Source organism: Streptomyces sp. NPDC091289 (assembly GCF_044757365.1).
Taxonomy (GTDB): domain Bacteria; phylum Actinomycetota; class Actinomycetes; order Streptomycetales; family Streptomycetaceae; genus Streptomyces.
Genome location: NZ_JBIVUT010000014.1, coordinates 39,788 through 53,990, shown reverse-complemented (window position 1 = coordinate 53,990; position 14,203 = coordinate 39,788). Strand labels below are relative to the sequence as shown.

11 protein-coding genes are annotated in these 14,203 nt (G+C 70.5%); 1 reads left to right on the top strand and 10 read right to left on the bottom strand.

Annotated features, from left to right (window positions below; genetic code table 11):
• Positions 1-128: 128 nt before the first annotated feature.
• The 5 genes from ACIQPT_RS19835 to rplU all read right to left on the bottom strand — a co-directional run bounded on the left by ACIQPT_RS19835 (position 129) and on the right by rplU (position 6,350).
• Entirely contained in the window at positions 129-2,207 is a 2,079-nt protein-coding gene (locus ACIQPT_RS19835; RefSeq protein WP_401157344.1) for a hypothetical protein, read from the bottom strand.
• Between the two features lie 205 nt (positions 2,208-2,412).
• Positions 2,413-3,912, bottom strand: a complete 1,500-nt coding sequence (locus ACIQPT_RS19830; RefSeq protein WP_401157188.1) for an SDR family NAD(P)-dependent oxidoreductase — start codon at positions 3,910-3,912, stop codon at positions 2,413-2,415.
• Between the two features lie 264 nt (positions 3,913-4,176).
• A complete protein-coding gene (gene obgE / locus ACIQPT_RS19825; protein WP_401157187.1) occupies positions 4,177-5,613 on the bottom strand; it encodes a GTPase ObgE in 1,437 nt (478 codons plus the stop codon).
• Between the two features lie 144 nt (positions 5,614-5,757).
• A complete protein-coding gene (gene rpmA / locus ACIQPT_RS19820; protein WP_015608479.1) occupies positions 5,758-6,015 on the bottom strand; it encodes a 50S ribosomal protein L27 in 258 nt (85 codons plus the stop codon).
• A 14-nt stretch (positions 6,016-6,029) separates the two neighbouring features.
• Positions 6,030-6,350, bottom strand: a complete 321-nt coding sequence (gene rplU / locus ACIQPT_RS19815) for a 50S ribosomal protein L21 (RefSeq protein ID WP_003969204.1) — start codon at positions 6,348-6,350, stop codon at positions 6,030-6,032.
• Between the two features lie 305 nt (positions 6,351-6,655).
• On the opposite strand from rplU, the gene ACIQPT_RS19810 reads away from it, so the two are divergent.
• A complete protein-coding gene (locus tag ACIQPT_RS19810) occupies positions 6,656-7,258 on the top strand; it encodes an acyltransferase (RefSeq protein WP_401157186.1) in 603 nt (200 codons plus the stop codon).
• Positions 7,259-7,321: 63 nt separating this feature from the next.
• Here the strand turns inward: ACIQPT_RS19810 and ACIQPT_RS19805 are convergent, their stop codons facing one another.
• Genes ACIQPT_RS19805 through ACIQPT_RS19785 form a run of 5 tightly spaced genes read right to left on the bottom strand, consistent with a single transcriptional unit; the run spans position 7,322 to position 13,936 of the window.
• The gene (locus ACIQPT_RS19805) at positions 7,322-8,608 is read right to left on the bottom strand and encodes a nucleotide sugar dehydrogenase (RefSeq protein ID WP_401157185.1); all 1,287 of its coding nucleotides are present in this window, start codon (positions 8,606-8,608) and stop codon (positions 7,322-7,324) included.
• Positions 8,609-8,612: 4 nt separating this feature from the next.
• Complete coding sequence (locus tag ACIQPT_RS19800) at positions 8,613-10,235, bottom strand: glycosyltransferase family 2 protein (protein ID WP_401157184.1); 1,623 nt, start codon at positions 10,233-10,235, stop codon at positions 8,613-8,615.
• On the bottom strand, positions 10,232-11,812 hold the full coding sequence (locus ACIQPT_RS19795; RefSeq protein WP_401157183.1) for a glycosyltransferase family 4 protein: 1,581 nt from the start codon (positions 11,810-11,812) through the stop codon (positions 10,232-10,234). Before ACIQPT_RS19795 ends, ACIQPT_RS19800 begins: the two co-directional genes overlap by 4 nt.
• Positions 11,802-12,821: a Gfo/Idh/MocA family protein gene (locus tag ACIQPT_RS19790; RefSeq protein ID WP_401157182.1), complete on the bottom strand. Its 1,020-nt coding sequence runs from the start codon at positions 12,819-12,821 to the stop codon at positions 11,802-11,804. Before ACIQPT_RS19790 ends, ACIQPT_RS19795 begins: the two co-directional genes overlap by 11 nt.
• Positions 12,818-13,936 carry a DegT/DnrJ/EryC1/StrS family aminotransferase gene (locus ACIQPT_RS19785; RefSeq protein WP_401157181.1) on the bottom strand — a complete coding sequence of 373 codons (1,119 nt, stop codon included), beginning with the start codon at positions 13,934-13,936 and terminating at the stop codon, positions 12,818-12,820. The genes ACIQPT_RS19790 and ACIQPT_RS19785 overlap by 4 nt, the downstream gene beginning before the upstream one ends.
• Positions 13,937-14,203 lie beyond the last annotated feature (267 nt).

The window sequence follows — 14,203 nt, the reverse complement described above, 5'->3', positions numbered from 1 at the left end:
TCCGACCATGCGCTTTTTGCCCACTGCCGCGCCGAACGACCCGTAGATCCCCCTCCTCAAGTGAGATGGACGAGCCGTCGGCCAGGTTGCTTCCTTTTTCGGACAGTATGATTCTGAAAGTTGGCCGATCAGCGTGTCGACGTCGGTTCCGTGACGGCCTCGACGTCGGGCACTCCGTCCGCGTCCGTGACCGCTTCCGGCTCCGGCGCGCCCGCTTCCGGGTCCAACACCGCCAGCCTCTGCTCCTTGAGACGCTGATCGATGTTCGCGTTACGCGCCTCGGCCCTGGCCGCGAGGTCGGCGACCGCGGCGTTGAAACGCTCCATGGAGGTCGGCTCGTCAGGACCGAGAAGGTAGGTCTTGAGCTCGCGCCGGGCCTCGATCAGCGTGTCCGCCGCCGGGTCGGACACCGCGGCGAGCAAGGCGTCCAGCTCCTCGGCCCCGTTGGACAGGATGACCGCGGCACGCACCGCGGTGTTCTGCCGCTTGAACTCCTCGGCGCCGAGTGCGGCGGAGTCGGTGACCGCGTACGGCTTGCCGCTCGCGATGAAGTCGGAAACCACACTGGAAATGTCCGAAACCATGGCGTCGGACTCGTTGAAGCAGTCGTACAGCTTGGGCTGCGCTCCGGTCACCGTGCGGTGCTCCCACCAGCCGAAGGAGCGCCAGTAGGCGTCGTTCCACTGGGCCCGCAGCGCCGCCGTCTCCTTCTCGCGCGCCTCGTCCACGAGGCTGACCCGCGACTCCTGCGCGTCGTCGCCCTTCGACCGGCCCGGTGCGGCCAGCTCGGCGAGCCGGGCCTCGACCCGCTCCAGCTCGGTCCGGGCCGCGCTCTGCTCGGCGCAGGCGGCTGCCGCCTCCCGCGCCCAGCGGGGTTCGGCGGCGCGCTCGGCGGCCGCCGCCTGCAGCATGGCCCTGATCCGGGCATCGGCCGCCTTGGCCTTCGCGCTGCGGATCCCGGTGAAGGGGTGCGGCTTGTAGATGATCCGCACCGGATCCTCGGCGGCCAGCAGCCGCCGGACGATGTTCTCGCCGGCCGACAGCAGGGACGTATTGCCCGGATCGTCGTCCCAGCCCTCCCACGTGGGGGCGTACAGCACGGTCGGGACGGGGTGCTCGGCCGAGCCGCTCCAGCCCTTGATGGGCTCCAGCTGCGGACGTCCGACCTCCACGATGTCCTCGTCCCGGATGCCCACGTCGGCGAGCGCGTACCGGTCGCGACCCGCCCGGCCCGCCGTCCACACCTCGTCGTACACCTTGGAGTACGGGTTGACGCTCGCCAGCTTGTCGCTGTCGCCGTGGCCGATGAACACATGCTTCATCGTCGGCACCCGCAGGATGTGGATGTTCTTGCCCACGTTCGCCGGGTAGAGGCAGACGCGGACGGTGGACAGGTCCAGGTTCATCAGGTGCGTGGCGGCCGGGACGCAGATCACCGGTACGGAGGTCTCGGCCAGCTGCGCCGTCAGAGCCCGCTCCCGCATGATGATCAGCGGCCGGCCCTCCGTACGGGCCATCGCGTCGAGCCACATGTTGCCCTGGTAGGCGGACTCGTTGGATCCGGAGAAGTAGAGGACCGTCGTCGGCCGGTACTCGCGCAGCCAGCCGTCCACGGCCTTGAGCACCGTGGCGGGCGGTGGCACCTGACGGCTGCCGCGCAGATACGGGACGAGCAGCAGGATGTAGACGACGGCGAGCGTCACCGTGAGCCCCGCGCCGAGGTACCCGATCAGATCCACCCCGGTCCGGGCCGCGATCAGCGTGCCCACGAAGGCCGGGATGTCCAGGTGCAGCATCTTCTCGCCGGCGCGGTGCAGCAGCACCCTGGGGGGAGCGTCCGGAATGCGAATGGTGTGCAGGTCCACATTGCGTGTGACGACAGGCATGACACGGCGCAGCCGGATCAGCGTGCTCAGAGCACCGTGCGGGGCCTGCAGACCGTAGAAGACGAGGAAGCACGCGGCCGCCGCGTAGAAGAGCGGCTCCTCCGCCAGATCCAGGCGGGCCAGCAGCAGGAGCAGCATCATCTGGCGGAGCAGGAAGCGGATGGGCAGTCCCGCCCTGACCTTGCTCAGCCGGTTGATCAGATAGCTCCCCCGCTGGTGCAGATACCAGTCGGCGGCATAGGTGGTGGCCGCGGCCGCCACGAAGAACCAGAGCTGAGGAATGAGCGCAGCGATGAGGACGCAGGGATAACCGAGCCCCATCAAGATCGCTGCCGCCAGTTCCGACCTGCTGCCCACACGGGCGAGGCGAATGGCTGTCGAAATCACGAAGAACCTGCTCCAGGGAGGGGGGTGCCTGTTGATTCACGTGTTGCGGAATATGTGAAGGTACCGCTTTACGCAGTCGGGCCCCTGTGTTCGCATGATGCGATCACAGAGGCCCGAAAGGGATGTTTGTCAAGCAGTATTACACATCTTCCTGACGGTCGAGCACGGAAGCCAACGCCTGTTCGAACCCGGAGGCTTCGGAGGCACCGCGCGTCGGGTCCTGCTGCCGTACGTCTATGACATGACCGGTCAGCGCGGAGAGCAGGACGTCCAGCGAGGTGCGCGCCACGGCCTCCGAGGAGAGCAGCGAGCCCTCGGGCTCCTGGCCGAACGCCTTGGTGCGCATCGGCGTCGCGGTGCGCTCCGGGTTCACACAGTTGACCCGGATGCCCTCGCCCGCCCACTCGTCGGCGAGCGCCTGGGTGAGATTCACCATGGCGGCCTTGGTGGAGGAGTAGAGGCTGTACTCGGCGCGGCCCCGGGTGTAGCTGCTGGAGGTGTAGAGCAGCAGCTGGCCCTGGGTCTCGGCGAGGTACTTGTACGAGGCGCGGGCGATCTGGACGGGCGCCAGGTAGTTGACGTTGAGCGCTTCCTGGATCGTCGTGTTGTCGGTCTCGGCCAGCTTGCCGATCCGCAGCACGCCCGCGGTGTTGATGACGTAGTCGACACGGCCGGTCTCGCCGTACGCCTTGGAGAGCGCGTCGTCCACGTGCTCCGGGTTCTCGACGTGCGTACCGGTGGTGGAGCGGCCCAGCGCGTAGACGTTCGCGCCGTAGGCCTCGGCGAGGGACGCGATGTCGGCGCCGATGCCGTACGAACCGCCGAAGACGACGAGGGTCTTGCCGGTGAGGAGCTCCCGGTAGGCGGCCTCGTCGGCCTGGCGCGGGGCGGCGGTGGAGGCCAGCTGGAAGAGCTTGTCGGTGATGAAGACGTCGACCGGCTGGGTGACCTTCATGTTGTACTCGTCGCCCGCGACCACGTAGATCGGCACGTCGGGGAGGTACTTGAGGACGACCGAACAGTCGTCGGTGGCCTGGAAGTTGGGGTCCCCCGCCGCGACCTCGTACGCCCTGCGGATCGTGGAGAGCTTGAAGGCCTGCGGCGTCTGGCCGCGGCGCAGCCGGGAGCGGTCGGGCACATCGGTGATGAACTCGCCGTCGCCGCCGTGCGTGCGGGTCACGATGATGGTGTCCGCGGAGGGGATGGCGACGTCGACGGCCTGGTAACGGCCGAGGGCGTCGACGCAGTCCTTGATCACGCGCTGTGACAGCAGGGGGCGCACCGCGTCATGGAAGAGGACGTTGCGGTCCTCGCCCTCGGCGAGGCCCTCGCCGAGCGCCGCGATGGCACGCTCGGTGGTCTCGTTACGGGTGGTGCCGCCCTCGATGATGCGCGTGACCTTGGTCAGACCGGCCTTGGCAACGATCTTTTCGATCTCGGGCACGAACCCGGGCGCCATCAGCACGATGACGTCGTCGATGTCCTCGGCGTTCTCGAAGATGGTGAGCGTGTGCTCGATGACAGCCTTGCCGGCGATCTTCAGCAGCTGCTTGGGGATCGACAGTCCCACGCGCTGTCCGGTACCACCTGCGAGCACGACGGCTGTGGTCCGGGGCTTGGCTTCATGGTGCACAGACACAGACGACCTACCTTGCTATGACGGGGGAACGGTGTGATGGTCGCACTCTCCGTGACCGCCGCGCAAGGCGAGTGCCATGGTCCGCTTGCCCTGCGGAAACCCGCAGTTCACCATCTGGCCAGGGAGGTTGGGGCGGGCCGGACACCTCCGCGGAGTGATGGAATCCACAGAGGTGTTGCGTAATCCGTACATACGCGGCGGACGGGCCCCGCACCGCCGTCCCGGAGCTGCCTCCGGAACGGCGGTTTCCGGCCAGGTTCGCCCCTAGAAGGGGTCGAACTCGTCGTACTCCTTCTCCGCGTCGTCGCGCTCGGAGTCACGGTCCCGGCGGCGCTGCGCGGCGGGGCGCGGCTCCTCCAGGCGGTGGTCCTCGCCGCGGCGGCCGAGCATCTCGGCGCCGGCGGTCACGGTCGGCTCCCAGTCGAAGACGACCGCGTTCTCCTCGGGACCGATCGCGACGCCGTCGCCGGCCCGGGCGCCCGCCTTCATCAGGGAGGCCTCGACGCCGAGGCGGTTGAGCCGGTCGGCGAGGTAGCCGACGGCCTCGTCGTTGTTGAAGTCGGTCTGGCGCACCCAGCGCTCGGGCTTCTCGCCGCGCACCCGGTAGATGCCCTCGTCGTCCAGGGTGACGGTGAAGCCCGCGTCGTCGACGGCCTTGGGACGGATGACGATGCGGGTCGCCTCCTCCTTCGGCTTGGCGGCACGCGCCTCGGCGATGATCCCGGCGAGCGCGAAGCTCAGCTCCTTGAGGCCCTTGTGCGCGATGGCGGAGACCTCGAAGACCTGGTAGCCGCGGGCCTCCAGGTCGGGGCGGATCATGTCGGCGAGGTCCTGGCCGTCCGGGATGTCGACCTTGTTGAGGGCGACGATGCGCGGCCGGTTCTCCAGCCCGCCGTACAGCCGCAGCTCCTCCTCGATCATGTCGAGGTCGGAGACGGGGTCGCGGTCGGACTCCAGGGTGGCGGTGTCCAGGACGTGCACGAGCACCGAGCAGCGCTCGACGTGCCGCAGGAACTCCAGGCCGAGGCCCTTGCCCTGGCTGGCGCCGGGGATGAGCCCGGGGACGTCCGCGATGGTGTAGACGGTCGAGCCGGCGGTGACGACGCCGAGGTTCGGCACGAGGGTGGTGAACGGGTAGTCCGCGATCTTCGGCTTGGCCGCGGAGAGCACCGAGATCAGCGAGGACTTGCCCGCGCTCGGGTACCCCACGAGGGCCACGTCGGCGACGGTCTTGAGCTCCAGGACGATGTCCCGGCTCTCCCCCGGCTCGCCGAGCAGCGCGAAGCCCGGGGCCTTGCGGCGGGCCGAGGCCAGCGCCGCGTTGCCGAGGCCGCCGCGGCCGCCCTGACCGGCCACGAAGGTCGTGCCCTGGCCGACGAGGTCGGCGAGCACGTTCCCGTCCTTGTCCAGCACCACGGTGCCGTCCGGCACGGGCAGGACCATGTCCTGGCCGTCCTTGCCGGAGCGGTTGTCGCCGGCGCCGGGCTGGCCGTTGGTGGCCTTGCGGTGGGGGCTGTGGTGGTAGTCCAGCAGCGTGGTCACGGACTGCTCGACGACGAGGATCACATCGCCGCCGCGTCCGCCGTTGCCCCCGTCGGGGCCTCCCAGCGGCTTGAACTTCTCACGGTGGACGGAGGCGCAGCCGTGGCCTCCGTTACCCGCGGCGGCATGCAGCTCGACGCGGTCCACGAAGGTGGTCATGGTTGGTGCCTCCAGGTACAGCAGGAAAATACGGAATTGTCTCTGTCGTAACACGCCGAGGGCGGACCCGCTTCCCCGTTCGCCGGGAAAGCTGAGATCCGCCCTCGGAAGGTGCTGTGTGTCGTTCTGCGCGCGTCGGGAAACTCAGACGGCGAGCGGAACGATGTTCACGACCTTGCGGCCACGGTGCGTACCGAACTCCACCGCACCGGCGGTCAGCGCGAACAGCGTGTCGTCGCCGCCACGGCCGACGCCCGTGCCCGGGTGGAAGTGGGTGCCACGCTGGCGGACCAGGATCTCACCGGCGTTGACGGCCTGACCGCCGAAGCGCTTCACGCCGAGCCGCTGAGCATTGGAATCGCGCCCGTTCCGAGTGGACGATGCGCCCTTCTTGTGTGCCATGTGTTCTCAGTCCCTTACTTCGCAGCCGCGGGGATACCGGTGACCTTGATCGCCGTGTACTGCTGGCGGTGACCCTGGCGACGGCGGTAGCCGGTCTTGTTCTTGTAGCGAAGGATGTCGATCTTCGCGCCCTTGTGGTGGTCCACGATCTCGGCCGTGACCTTGATGCCGTCCAGCACCCACGGGTCGCTGGTGACCGCGTCACCGTCGACAACGAGCAGGGTCGAGAGCTCGACCGTGTCGCCAACCTTGGCAGTGGAAATCTTGTCAACCTCAACGATGTCGCCGACAGCTACCTTGTGCTGGCGACCACCGCTGCGCACGATGGCGTACACGCGGATCTCTCTCTCGCTCGGAACGGATCCCCTGATGCCAGCCGCTCGCACGGGCCGGGGCCCGGGACGATCCGGAAGGATGAGCGGCCTCTCCTGGCGGACGGCGCGAACACCGACCGTTACCGGGAGGGATGTGCTCAGGGGTAGGTGCGTACGGAAACACACCGAGGGTCAAGATTACGGGGCAGGGTACGGGCGGTCAAACCGGGTCGGCGGCCCCCGGGCTTCCCGCCCGATTCCCGTCGGAAAATGCCCCGCGAACCCTATGCTTTCCGGTCATATCTGCTCTCCGGAAGGCGCAGCACGTGAATCACAGGGTCCAGCCCACCGCCCAGGTCGACGAGACAGCCGAGATCGGGGCGGGCAGCACCGTCTGGGAGCTGGCGCAGATCCGCGAGGGGGCCCGGCTCGGCAGGGACTGCGTCATCGGCCGCGGCGCGTACATCGGCGCCGGCGTGCGGCTCGGGAACAACGTCAAGGTGCAGAACCTCGCCCTCGTCTACGAGCCGGCCGAGCTGGCCGACGGGGTGTTCGTCGGCCCCGCCGTCGTCCTCACCAACGATCGCCATCCGCGTTCCGTGGACCCCGAGGGCCGGCAGAAGCGCGGCGGCGACTGGGAGGCCGTGGGGGTGAAGGTGGCCGAGGGCGCCTCCCTCGGCGCCCGCTCGGTCTGTGTGGCGCCGGTACGGATCGGCCGCTGGGCGATGGTGGCCGCCGGAGCCGTCGTCACCACGGACGTGCCGGACTTCGGCCTGGTCGTCGGTGTGCCCGCCCGGCGGATCGGCTGGGTCGGCAGGTCCGGGGTGCGGCTCGTCGAGGCGGCGGACGGGCCCGGGGTGTGGGAGTGCCCGCGCAGCGGCGTCCGGTACGAGGAACGGGACGGCCGCCTCGTCGAGCGGGAGGGCTGACCGAGGACGCGGTGGGAGGGCGCTCGGGCCGAGCGCCCTCCCACCGCCCGAAGGGCCCCGGGCTCAGCCGCCGATGACGACGTGGCGTACGCCCGCCCAGTTCGCCGGGTCCGTGGTGCGGCGGCCGTCGACCAGGACGCGGACGTCCGGGAGGTCGGCGGCGGACAGCTCGCGGTACTCCGCGTGGTCGGCCTGGAGGATCGCCGCGGTGACGGCCTGGTGGCTGTCGTACGGGACGAGGCCGAGGGCGGTCAGTTCCTCGGGGGTGTACAGCGGATCCGAGACGAACGGCACCGCGCCGCGCGCCTTGAGGGACTCGACGACGCCGAAGACGCCGGAGAACGCGGCCTCCTTGACGCCGCCGCGGTAGGCCGCGCCCAGCACCAGGACCCCGACGCCGTCCAGGTCGCCGTAGGCGGCGGCCAGCAGGTCGACGGCGTACGCGGGCATCGCGGCGTTGGCCTCGCGGGCCGCGCGCACGACGGTGGCCTCCGGGTCGTTCCACAGATACATCCGGGGGTAGACCGGGATGCAGTGGCCTCCGACGGCGATGCCGGGCCGGTGGATGTGGCTGTAGGGCTGGCTGTTGCAGGCCTCGATGACCTTCTCGACGTCGATGTCGTTCCGGTCGGCGAACCGGGCGAACTGGTTGGCCAGGCCGATGTTGACGTCGCGGTAGGTGGTCTCGGCGAGCTTCGCCAGCTCGGAGGCCTCCGCCGTGCCGAGGTCCCAGACGCCGTTGGGGCGGGGCAGGTCCTCGCGCTCGTCGAAGTCGAGGACGGCCTCGTAGAAGGCGACGCCGCGCTCGGCGGACGCCTCGTCGATGCCGCCGACGAGCTTGGGGTAGCGGCGCAGGTCGGCGAAGACCCGGCCGGTGAGGACCCGCTCCGGGGAGAAGACCAGGTGGAAGTCCTCGCCGGGGGTCAGGCCCGAGCCCTCGGCCAGCATCGGCGCCCAGCGGGTCCGGGTCGTGCCGACCGGCAGCGTGGTCTCGTAGCTGACCAGGGTGCCGGGCCTCAGGCCCGCCGCGATGGCCTTGGTGGCGGCGTCCATCCAGCCGAAGTCCGGGGTGCCCTCGGCGTCCACGAAGAGCGGGACGACGACCACGACGGCGTCGGACGCGGCGACCGCGGACGTGGTGTCCGTCGTGGCGGAGAGCAGACCGGCGCCGACGGTCTCCTTCAGCTTGACGTCGAGGTCGTGCTCGCCGGGGAACGGCTCGGCGGCCGCGTTGACCAGCTCGACGACCTTCTCGTTGACGTCCGCGCCGATGACCCGGTGGCCCTTGGCGGCGAACTGCACGGCGAGCGGAAGCCCGATCTTGCCGAGCGCGACTACACAGATATTCATCGGGTCACTTCCTTCTGGACCGGAACAGCTTGCGGCGCAGTCGTGCGCCTATTCCTCGCCGGGGTTCCCACAGCGGAGCCGTCGTGATGACGAGCCGTCCCTTCGTGTTGGGGTGCGCGGAGGCGCGGTAGGGGTCGGGCGTCCCCCACCGGCGGGCCAGTGGCATCGGCAGCCCCTCGGCGCGTACCGGGATCTCGTACGTCCTGCCCGCGATGTCGGCGTAGACACGGACGCCCCGTTCGGCCCGGACGGCCCGGACCGGCATCCGGGCGGTCAGCAGCGTGCCCTCGCCGTTCCCGGTCTCCTCGGTGGTGAATGCGCCGGCCGGCTGCGGGCGGGCGGCCCGCTCGGGCAGCCGGCGTGCTCCGGGCCGGTCCGCGCTCGGTGGCATCGCCCCTTGGGCCAGGGCCACCACCGCGGACGACAGGTCCCCGGTGAGGCCGAGCCGCACCCGCACCACGAGCGACAGCTCCTGGCCGTCCTGCTGCCAGTCCGCCGACTCCAGCTCCGTACCGGCCGCGAGCCTGCCCGCGACCGTCTCGTCGAGCACCTCGTAGTACCGGTCGTCGAGCCCGACGGCGGGATCGCGGAAGCCCGGATAACGGGCGAAGGCCCGCCCGTTCTCCACCAGGAAGGGCGGCGCCCCGTGCGCGGTCTCCTCCGCGATGGCGCGGGTGAGCTCCTCGACCGCGCCGCGCCGCGCCAGCCCGAAGCGCACCCGGCGCTTCACCCCGGTGGCGTCGCGGAGCCCGTCGGTGAAGTAGGCGTCCAGCAGTGCGGAGATCCCCTCGCACACCTGGCGTCTCACCGGGGCGTCGAGCGTGACGAAGTCCTTCTGCAGGAGTTTGGAGAGCTCCCAGCGGAAATGCCGGGTGAGAACGGCGTCCCGCTGGGGGCCGGGGCCGATGAGACCGGCCGTGTGCTCCATGATCCTCGCGGTGCACCGGAGCCGGGCCAGATGGTCCGCCCGGTAGGTGATGTTGCTCGCGTCCCCGCGCTTGACGGCGTAGTAGTACGTGTAGTCGGCGAGCACGGAGATCCGGCGCGCCCGGACGCACGCCTCGATGGTGAACGGCTGGTCGCTGCCGACCGCCAGGTCCTCGGGGAAGCGCAGGTGGTGCTTCTCCACCAGTTCGCGGCGGAACAGCTTGGTGTTCGCCAGGGTGAACGGCAGGCTCGAACCGTACAGACTGATGTCCGGGTCGTTCTTGGTGTACAGCTCCTGGTGGACGTAGCGGCCGTTGGTCCCCACCATCCTGCCGATCACCACGTCGGACTCGTGGGCGTCGGCGTAGGCGACCATCCGCTGGAGCGCCTCCTCGCCCAGGTGGTCGTCGGAGCCGACGAAGTAGACGAAGCGGCCGGAGGCGATGTCCAGCGCCCGGTTGCTCGGCGCGGCGGGCCCGCCCGAGTTGGCCTGGTGGATGACGTGCACCGTGCCCGGATATTGCTCGGCGAACCGGTCGAGTTCGGCCCCGCTCCCGTCCGTCGACCCGTCGTCGACGGCGATCACCTCCAGCCGGTCCCGCCCGATGCTCTGGCCGACCAGGGAGTTCAGGCACTCGGTGAGGTAGGGCATGGTGTTGTACACGGCGACGATCACGGTGACGTCGGGAGATCCGGTCATGCCATCACCCGGGGGCCCGGCTCCGACGTGCCGGCGCGGTCTTCCCCGGCCAGCCGGGAGTACACACCGTCGAGGACCGCGGCCTGCGCCTCCCAGGTCCACTCCTCCAGCAGGCCCTGCCGGTCGTAGACGGCACGGTATTTCTCCGGGTCGGCCAGGACGGACTTCACCGCCCGTACGTAGTCCGAGACGTCCTCCGCGGTGAACACCTCGCCCTGACCGGTGCTCGCGACCATCTCCCCCATCGTCCGGACATCGCTCACGACGAACGGCAGCCGGGCGTGGGAGTACTCGAAGAACTTCGTGATCAGGGCGATCTCGTGGTTGGGCCAGTGGTGGATCGGGATGACGCCCACGTCCGCCGCGGCCAGGAACGGTACGACCTGGTAGTGCGGGACGTACGGCAGTACGTGCAGCCGGTCCGCCACCTCCAGCTCGGCCGCCCGCCGCTTGAGCTCCTGGAGGTAGGCCGAGTTCACCCGGAGCACCACCAACGCCACATGGGTGCCGGGGAGTTGGGGCAGGGCCTCGATCATGATGTCGAGGCCGCGCTGCGGGGCGGCCGCGCCGCTGTACACGGCCAGGGGCGTCGCCGGGCCGATCCCGCACAGCGCGCGCAGGTCGGGCATCGGCTCGGCCTCCTGCTCCGGGGCGAACTCGGCGTCCGGCGCGTTGAGCACGACCTCGGGCAGCCGGCCCAGCCCGTGCCGCTCGGCGAGCATCTCGGCGAGCGTGGCGGAGACCGTGACCACGGCGTCCGCGTACCGCGCGTACTCGCGCTCGTGCGCGCACTGGGCGATGTGCCAGCGCGGATGGACGCTCCACGGCTTGATGCCGGGCAGGAACTCGTGTGCGTCCCAGACCAGCTTGACCGTACGTCCCTTGCCCTCGGCGCGCAGTTTCGCCCGTGCCCCCACTCCCAGCATCCGGAAGTCGTTCGCGTGCACGAGATCGGGTTCGAGGGCGTCGACGACCTTCCCGTAGGCCAGCTCGAAGTCCCACAGCGCCGGGTCGAGCCGCCGCCACGCCCGGTCCCCCATGGTGCGGGCCCAGAACGCGGTGGTGAGCCGGTCCAGCGGAGCGTCCATGTCCTTGCGCCGCCGGTCGAGCTGGTCGGTGCGCCGGGCCCGGAGCCGTACCCAGCCGCTCATCCCCCTGGCCAGCAGCCGCTGGGGCAGCAGCCGGGCCTCGGCCAGCCGGGACTCCTGCCGCCGGGCCTCGACGAGCCGGATGTTCAGCTCCGCGCGCCAGGCCTTCATCCGCTGCTTGCGGTACGGGGCCAGCGGGCCCGGCGGGTAGGCGAGGGGCGAGCGCAGGACCGCCCGCCGGTACTCGTGCCGCCGGCGGTGCAGGGGACGCGGCACCGGCAGCAGCCGGACCTGGGCCCCGCCCAGCTGCCAGCTGTGATGCCGCTTGTCGGGCGACTTGCCCAGGAGCACGACCTCCCAGCCGGCCGCCGCCGCGGAGCGGGCCTCCTTCTGGACACGGGAGTCGCCGTTCACCCCGTTGTCGACGAGCATGACGATCTTTCCCCGGGTGGAGCGGTGCGGCTCCCCGGTCACGCTGTCAGCGGCCATGGCGGGCGGGCTCTCCTGTCTCGCAGAGGACGGTCCGGCCGCTCCTGGCCGAGTCGAGCAGGGCGGCGGCCACCTCCACGGTGCGCAGCCCCTGCCGCAGGGTGCAGATGTCGGACGAGTCCCCCCGCACGGCGTCCCGGAAGAGCTCGTGCTCGACGAGCAGCGGCTCCCGTTTGGGAATGGCGTAGCGGATCATGTCGCCCTCCGAGACCCCGCGGAACGCGCGCAGCGCCTCCCACTCGGTGGCGACGGAGGCGTTGGAGTGGAAGGTGAGGTCCGCGGTGAGGGTGTCGGCGATGAAGCAGCCGCGCTCGCCGGTGACCGAGGTGAACCGTTCCTTGAGCGGGCTCAGCCAGTTGACCAGATGGTTGACCATCGTGCCGTCGGAGAGCCGGCCCACGGCGGAGACCATGTCCTCGTGCGGGCGGCCGGACTTGGACACGGTGTGGGCCGTGATCGAGGTGTAGCTCTGCCCGGTCACCCAGCTCGTCAGGTCGATGTCGTGGGTGGCCAGGTCCTTGACCACGCCGACGTCCGCGATCCGGTGCGGGAAGGGCCCCTGGCGGCGGGTGACGACCTGGTACACGTCGCCGAGCTCCCCGGCCTCCAGACGGCTGCGCAGCGACCTCAGGGCGGGGTTGCAGCGCTCGATGTGCCCCACCCCGGCCACCAGGTCCCGGGCCTCGAAGGCGTCGACGAAGCGGCGGGCCCCTTCGACGCTGTCCGCGAGGGGCTTCTCGATCAGGGCGCAGACACCGGCGGCGGCCAGCCGCAGCCCGACCTCCTCGTGGAGCGCGGTCGGGCAGGCCACGACCGCGTAGTCGATGCCCAGGGCGAGGAGTTCGTCGAGCCCCGCCAGAACCGGGGCGCCCTGGGCCCGGCCGTCCCGGTCGCCCAGCGGATCGACGATGCCGGCCAGCTCGACCCCGTCCAGCGTGGCGAGCACCCGCGCGTGGTTGCGGCCCATCGAGCCGAGACCGATGAGGCCCGCCCGCAGTACGCCGGTCACAGCGCCTCCCCCAGCGTGTTGACCGCGGCGACGACGCGTTCCAGGTCGGCCCGGGTGAGGGCCGGGTGCACGGGCAGGGAGAGGACCTCGGCCGCGGCCCGCTCGGTCTCCGGCAGCTCCCAGGTGCGGCCGGCCTTCTGGTCGGGCTCCCAGTAGGGCTTGAGCCGGTGGATCGGCGTCGGGTAGTAGACCGCGTTACCGATGCCTGCCCCGGTGAGCTTCGCCATCGCGGCGTCCCGGGCGTCCCGGATGCGCACGGTGTACTGGTGGTAGACGTGCCGGGCGCCCTCGGCCACCTGGGGTCTCACCACCCCCGGCGCCGTGATGTGGGCGTCCAGATGACGGGCGTTGGCGCGGCGCTGCTCGTTCCAGCCGTCCAGCTTGGCCAGTTGCACCCTGCCGATCGCGGCGGCCACGTCCGTCATGCGCATGTTCGCGCCGACGATCTCGTTGGCGTACCGCTGTTCCATGCCCTGGTTGCGCAACAGCCGCAGGGTGCGGGCGAGTCCGGCGTCGGCCGTGGTGACCATGCCGCCTTCCAGGGAGTGCATGTTCTTGGTCGGGTAGAAGCTGAACGCACCGCCGGTGCCGAACGCTCCGACCGGGGTTCCGTGCAGGGCCGCGGCGTGGGCCTGGCAGGCGTCCTCGACCACGGCTAGCCGGTGCCGGTCGGCGATGGGCATGAGCCGGTCCATCGCCGCCGGGTGACCGTAGAGGTGCACGGGCAGGATCGCGGCCGTACGGGGCGTGATCGCGGCCTCGACCGCCTCCGCGGCGAGCCCGAAGCCGCCCGGCTCGATATCGGCGAACACGACATCGGCGCCGGTCAGGCGGACCGCGTTCGCGGAGGCCGCGAACGAGAAGGACGGGACGATCACCTCGTCCCCCGGGCCGATGCCCAGGGCGAGCAGCAGGAGGTGCAGCGCCGAGGTGCCCGAATTGACGGCGACGCAGTGCCGGCCGTCGACCAGGTCCGAGAAGGCCTGTTCGAACGCCTCGACCTCGGGGCCCTGCACCACATGGCCGCTGCGCAGTACGCGTACGGCGGCCTCGATCTCGTCTTCTCCGATGACCGGACGGGCAGCGGGAACCGGCTGCTCGTTGACACTCGTCATGGACGTCCCTCCTTGACACCGCAAGAGCTCGTTACAGGCAGAGCTCCGGGGTGCGGGACGTCTCACGAGGCCGCGCGCGATCCCCCACCGGCGCGATGCCGACGCCCTGCCCAGGAATCTGGGTCCGGCTTGTCCGACACGGAGCCGGTCACCGAACGCGCCGGTCCCGAATCGTGCCATGCCCGACATCGCTCAATGCGCCGTTCTCCGCCCGTTCCGGCCCATCCGTACCCGAAGGAATGAACCGAAGTGCCCTTGAGGCGCTCC

Bases quoted from the DNA above. Each gene is read 5' to 3' on its own strand.
- ACIQPT_RS19785 (WP_401157181.1), bottom strand. From the start codon at position 13,936: ATGACGAGTGTCAACGAGCAGCCGGTTCCCGCTGCCCGTCCGGTCATC.
- ACIQPT_RS19800 (WP_401157184.1), bottom strand. From the start codon at position 10,235: ATGACCGGATCTCCCGACGTCACCGTGATCGTCGCCGTGTACAACACC.
- ACIQPT_RS19795 (WP_401157183.1), bottom strand. From the start codon at position 11,812: ATGGCCGCTGACAGCGTGACCGGGGAGCCGCACCGCTCCACCCGGGGA.
- obgE (WP_401157187.1), bottom strand. From the start codon at position 5,613: ATGACCACCTTCGTGGACCGCGTCGAGCTGCATGCCGCCGCGGGTAAC.
- ACIQPT_RS19805 (WP_401157185.1), bottom strand. From the start codon at position 8,608: ATGAATATCTGTGTAGTCGCGCTCGGCAAGATCGGGCTTCCGCTCGCC.
- ACIQPT_RS19835 (WP_401157344.1), bottom strand. From the start codon at position 2,207: ATGGGGCTCGGTTATCCCTGCGTCCTCATCGCTGCGCTCATTCCTCAG.
- rpmA (WP_015608479.1), bottom strand. From the start codon at position 6,015: ATGGCACACAAGAAGGGCGCATCGTCCACTCGGAACGGGCGCGATTCC.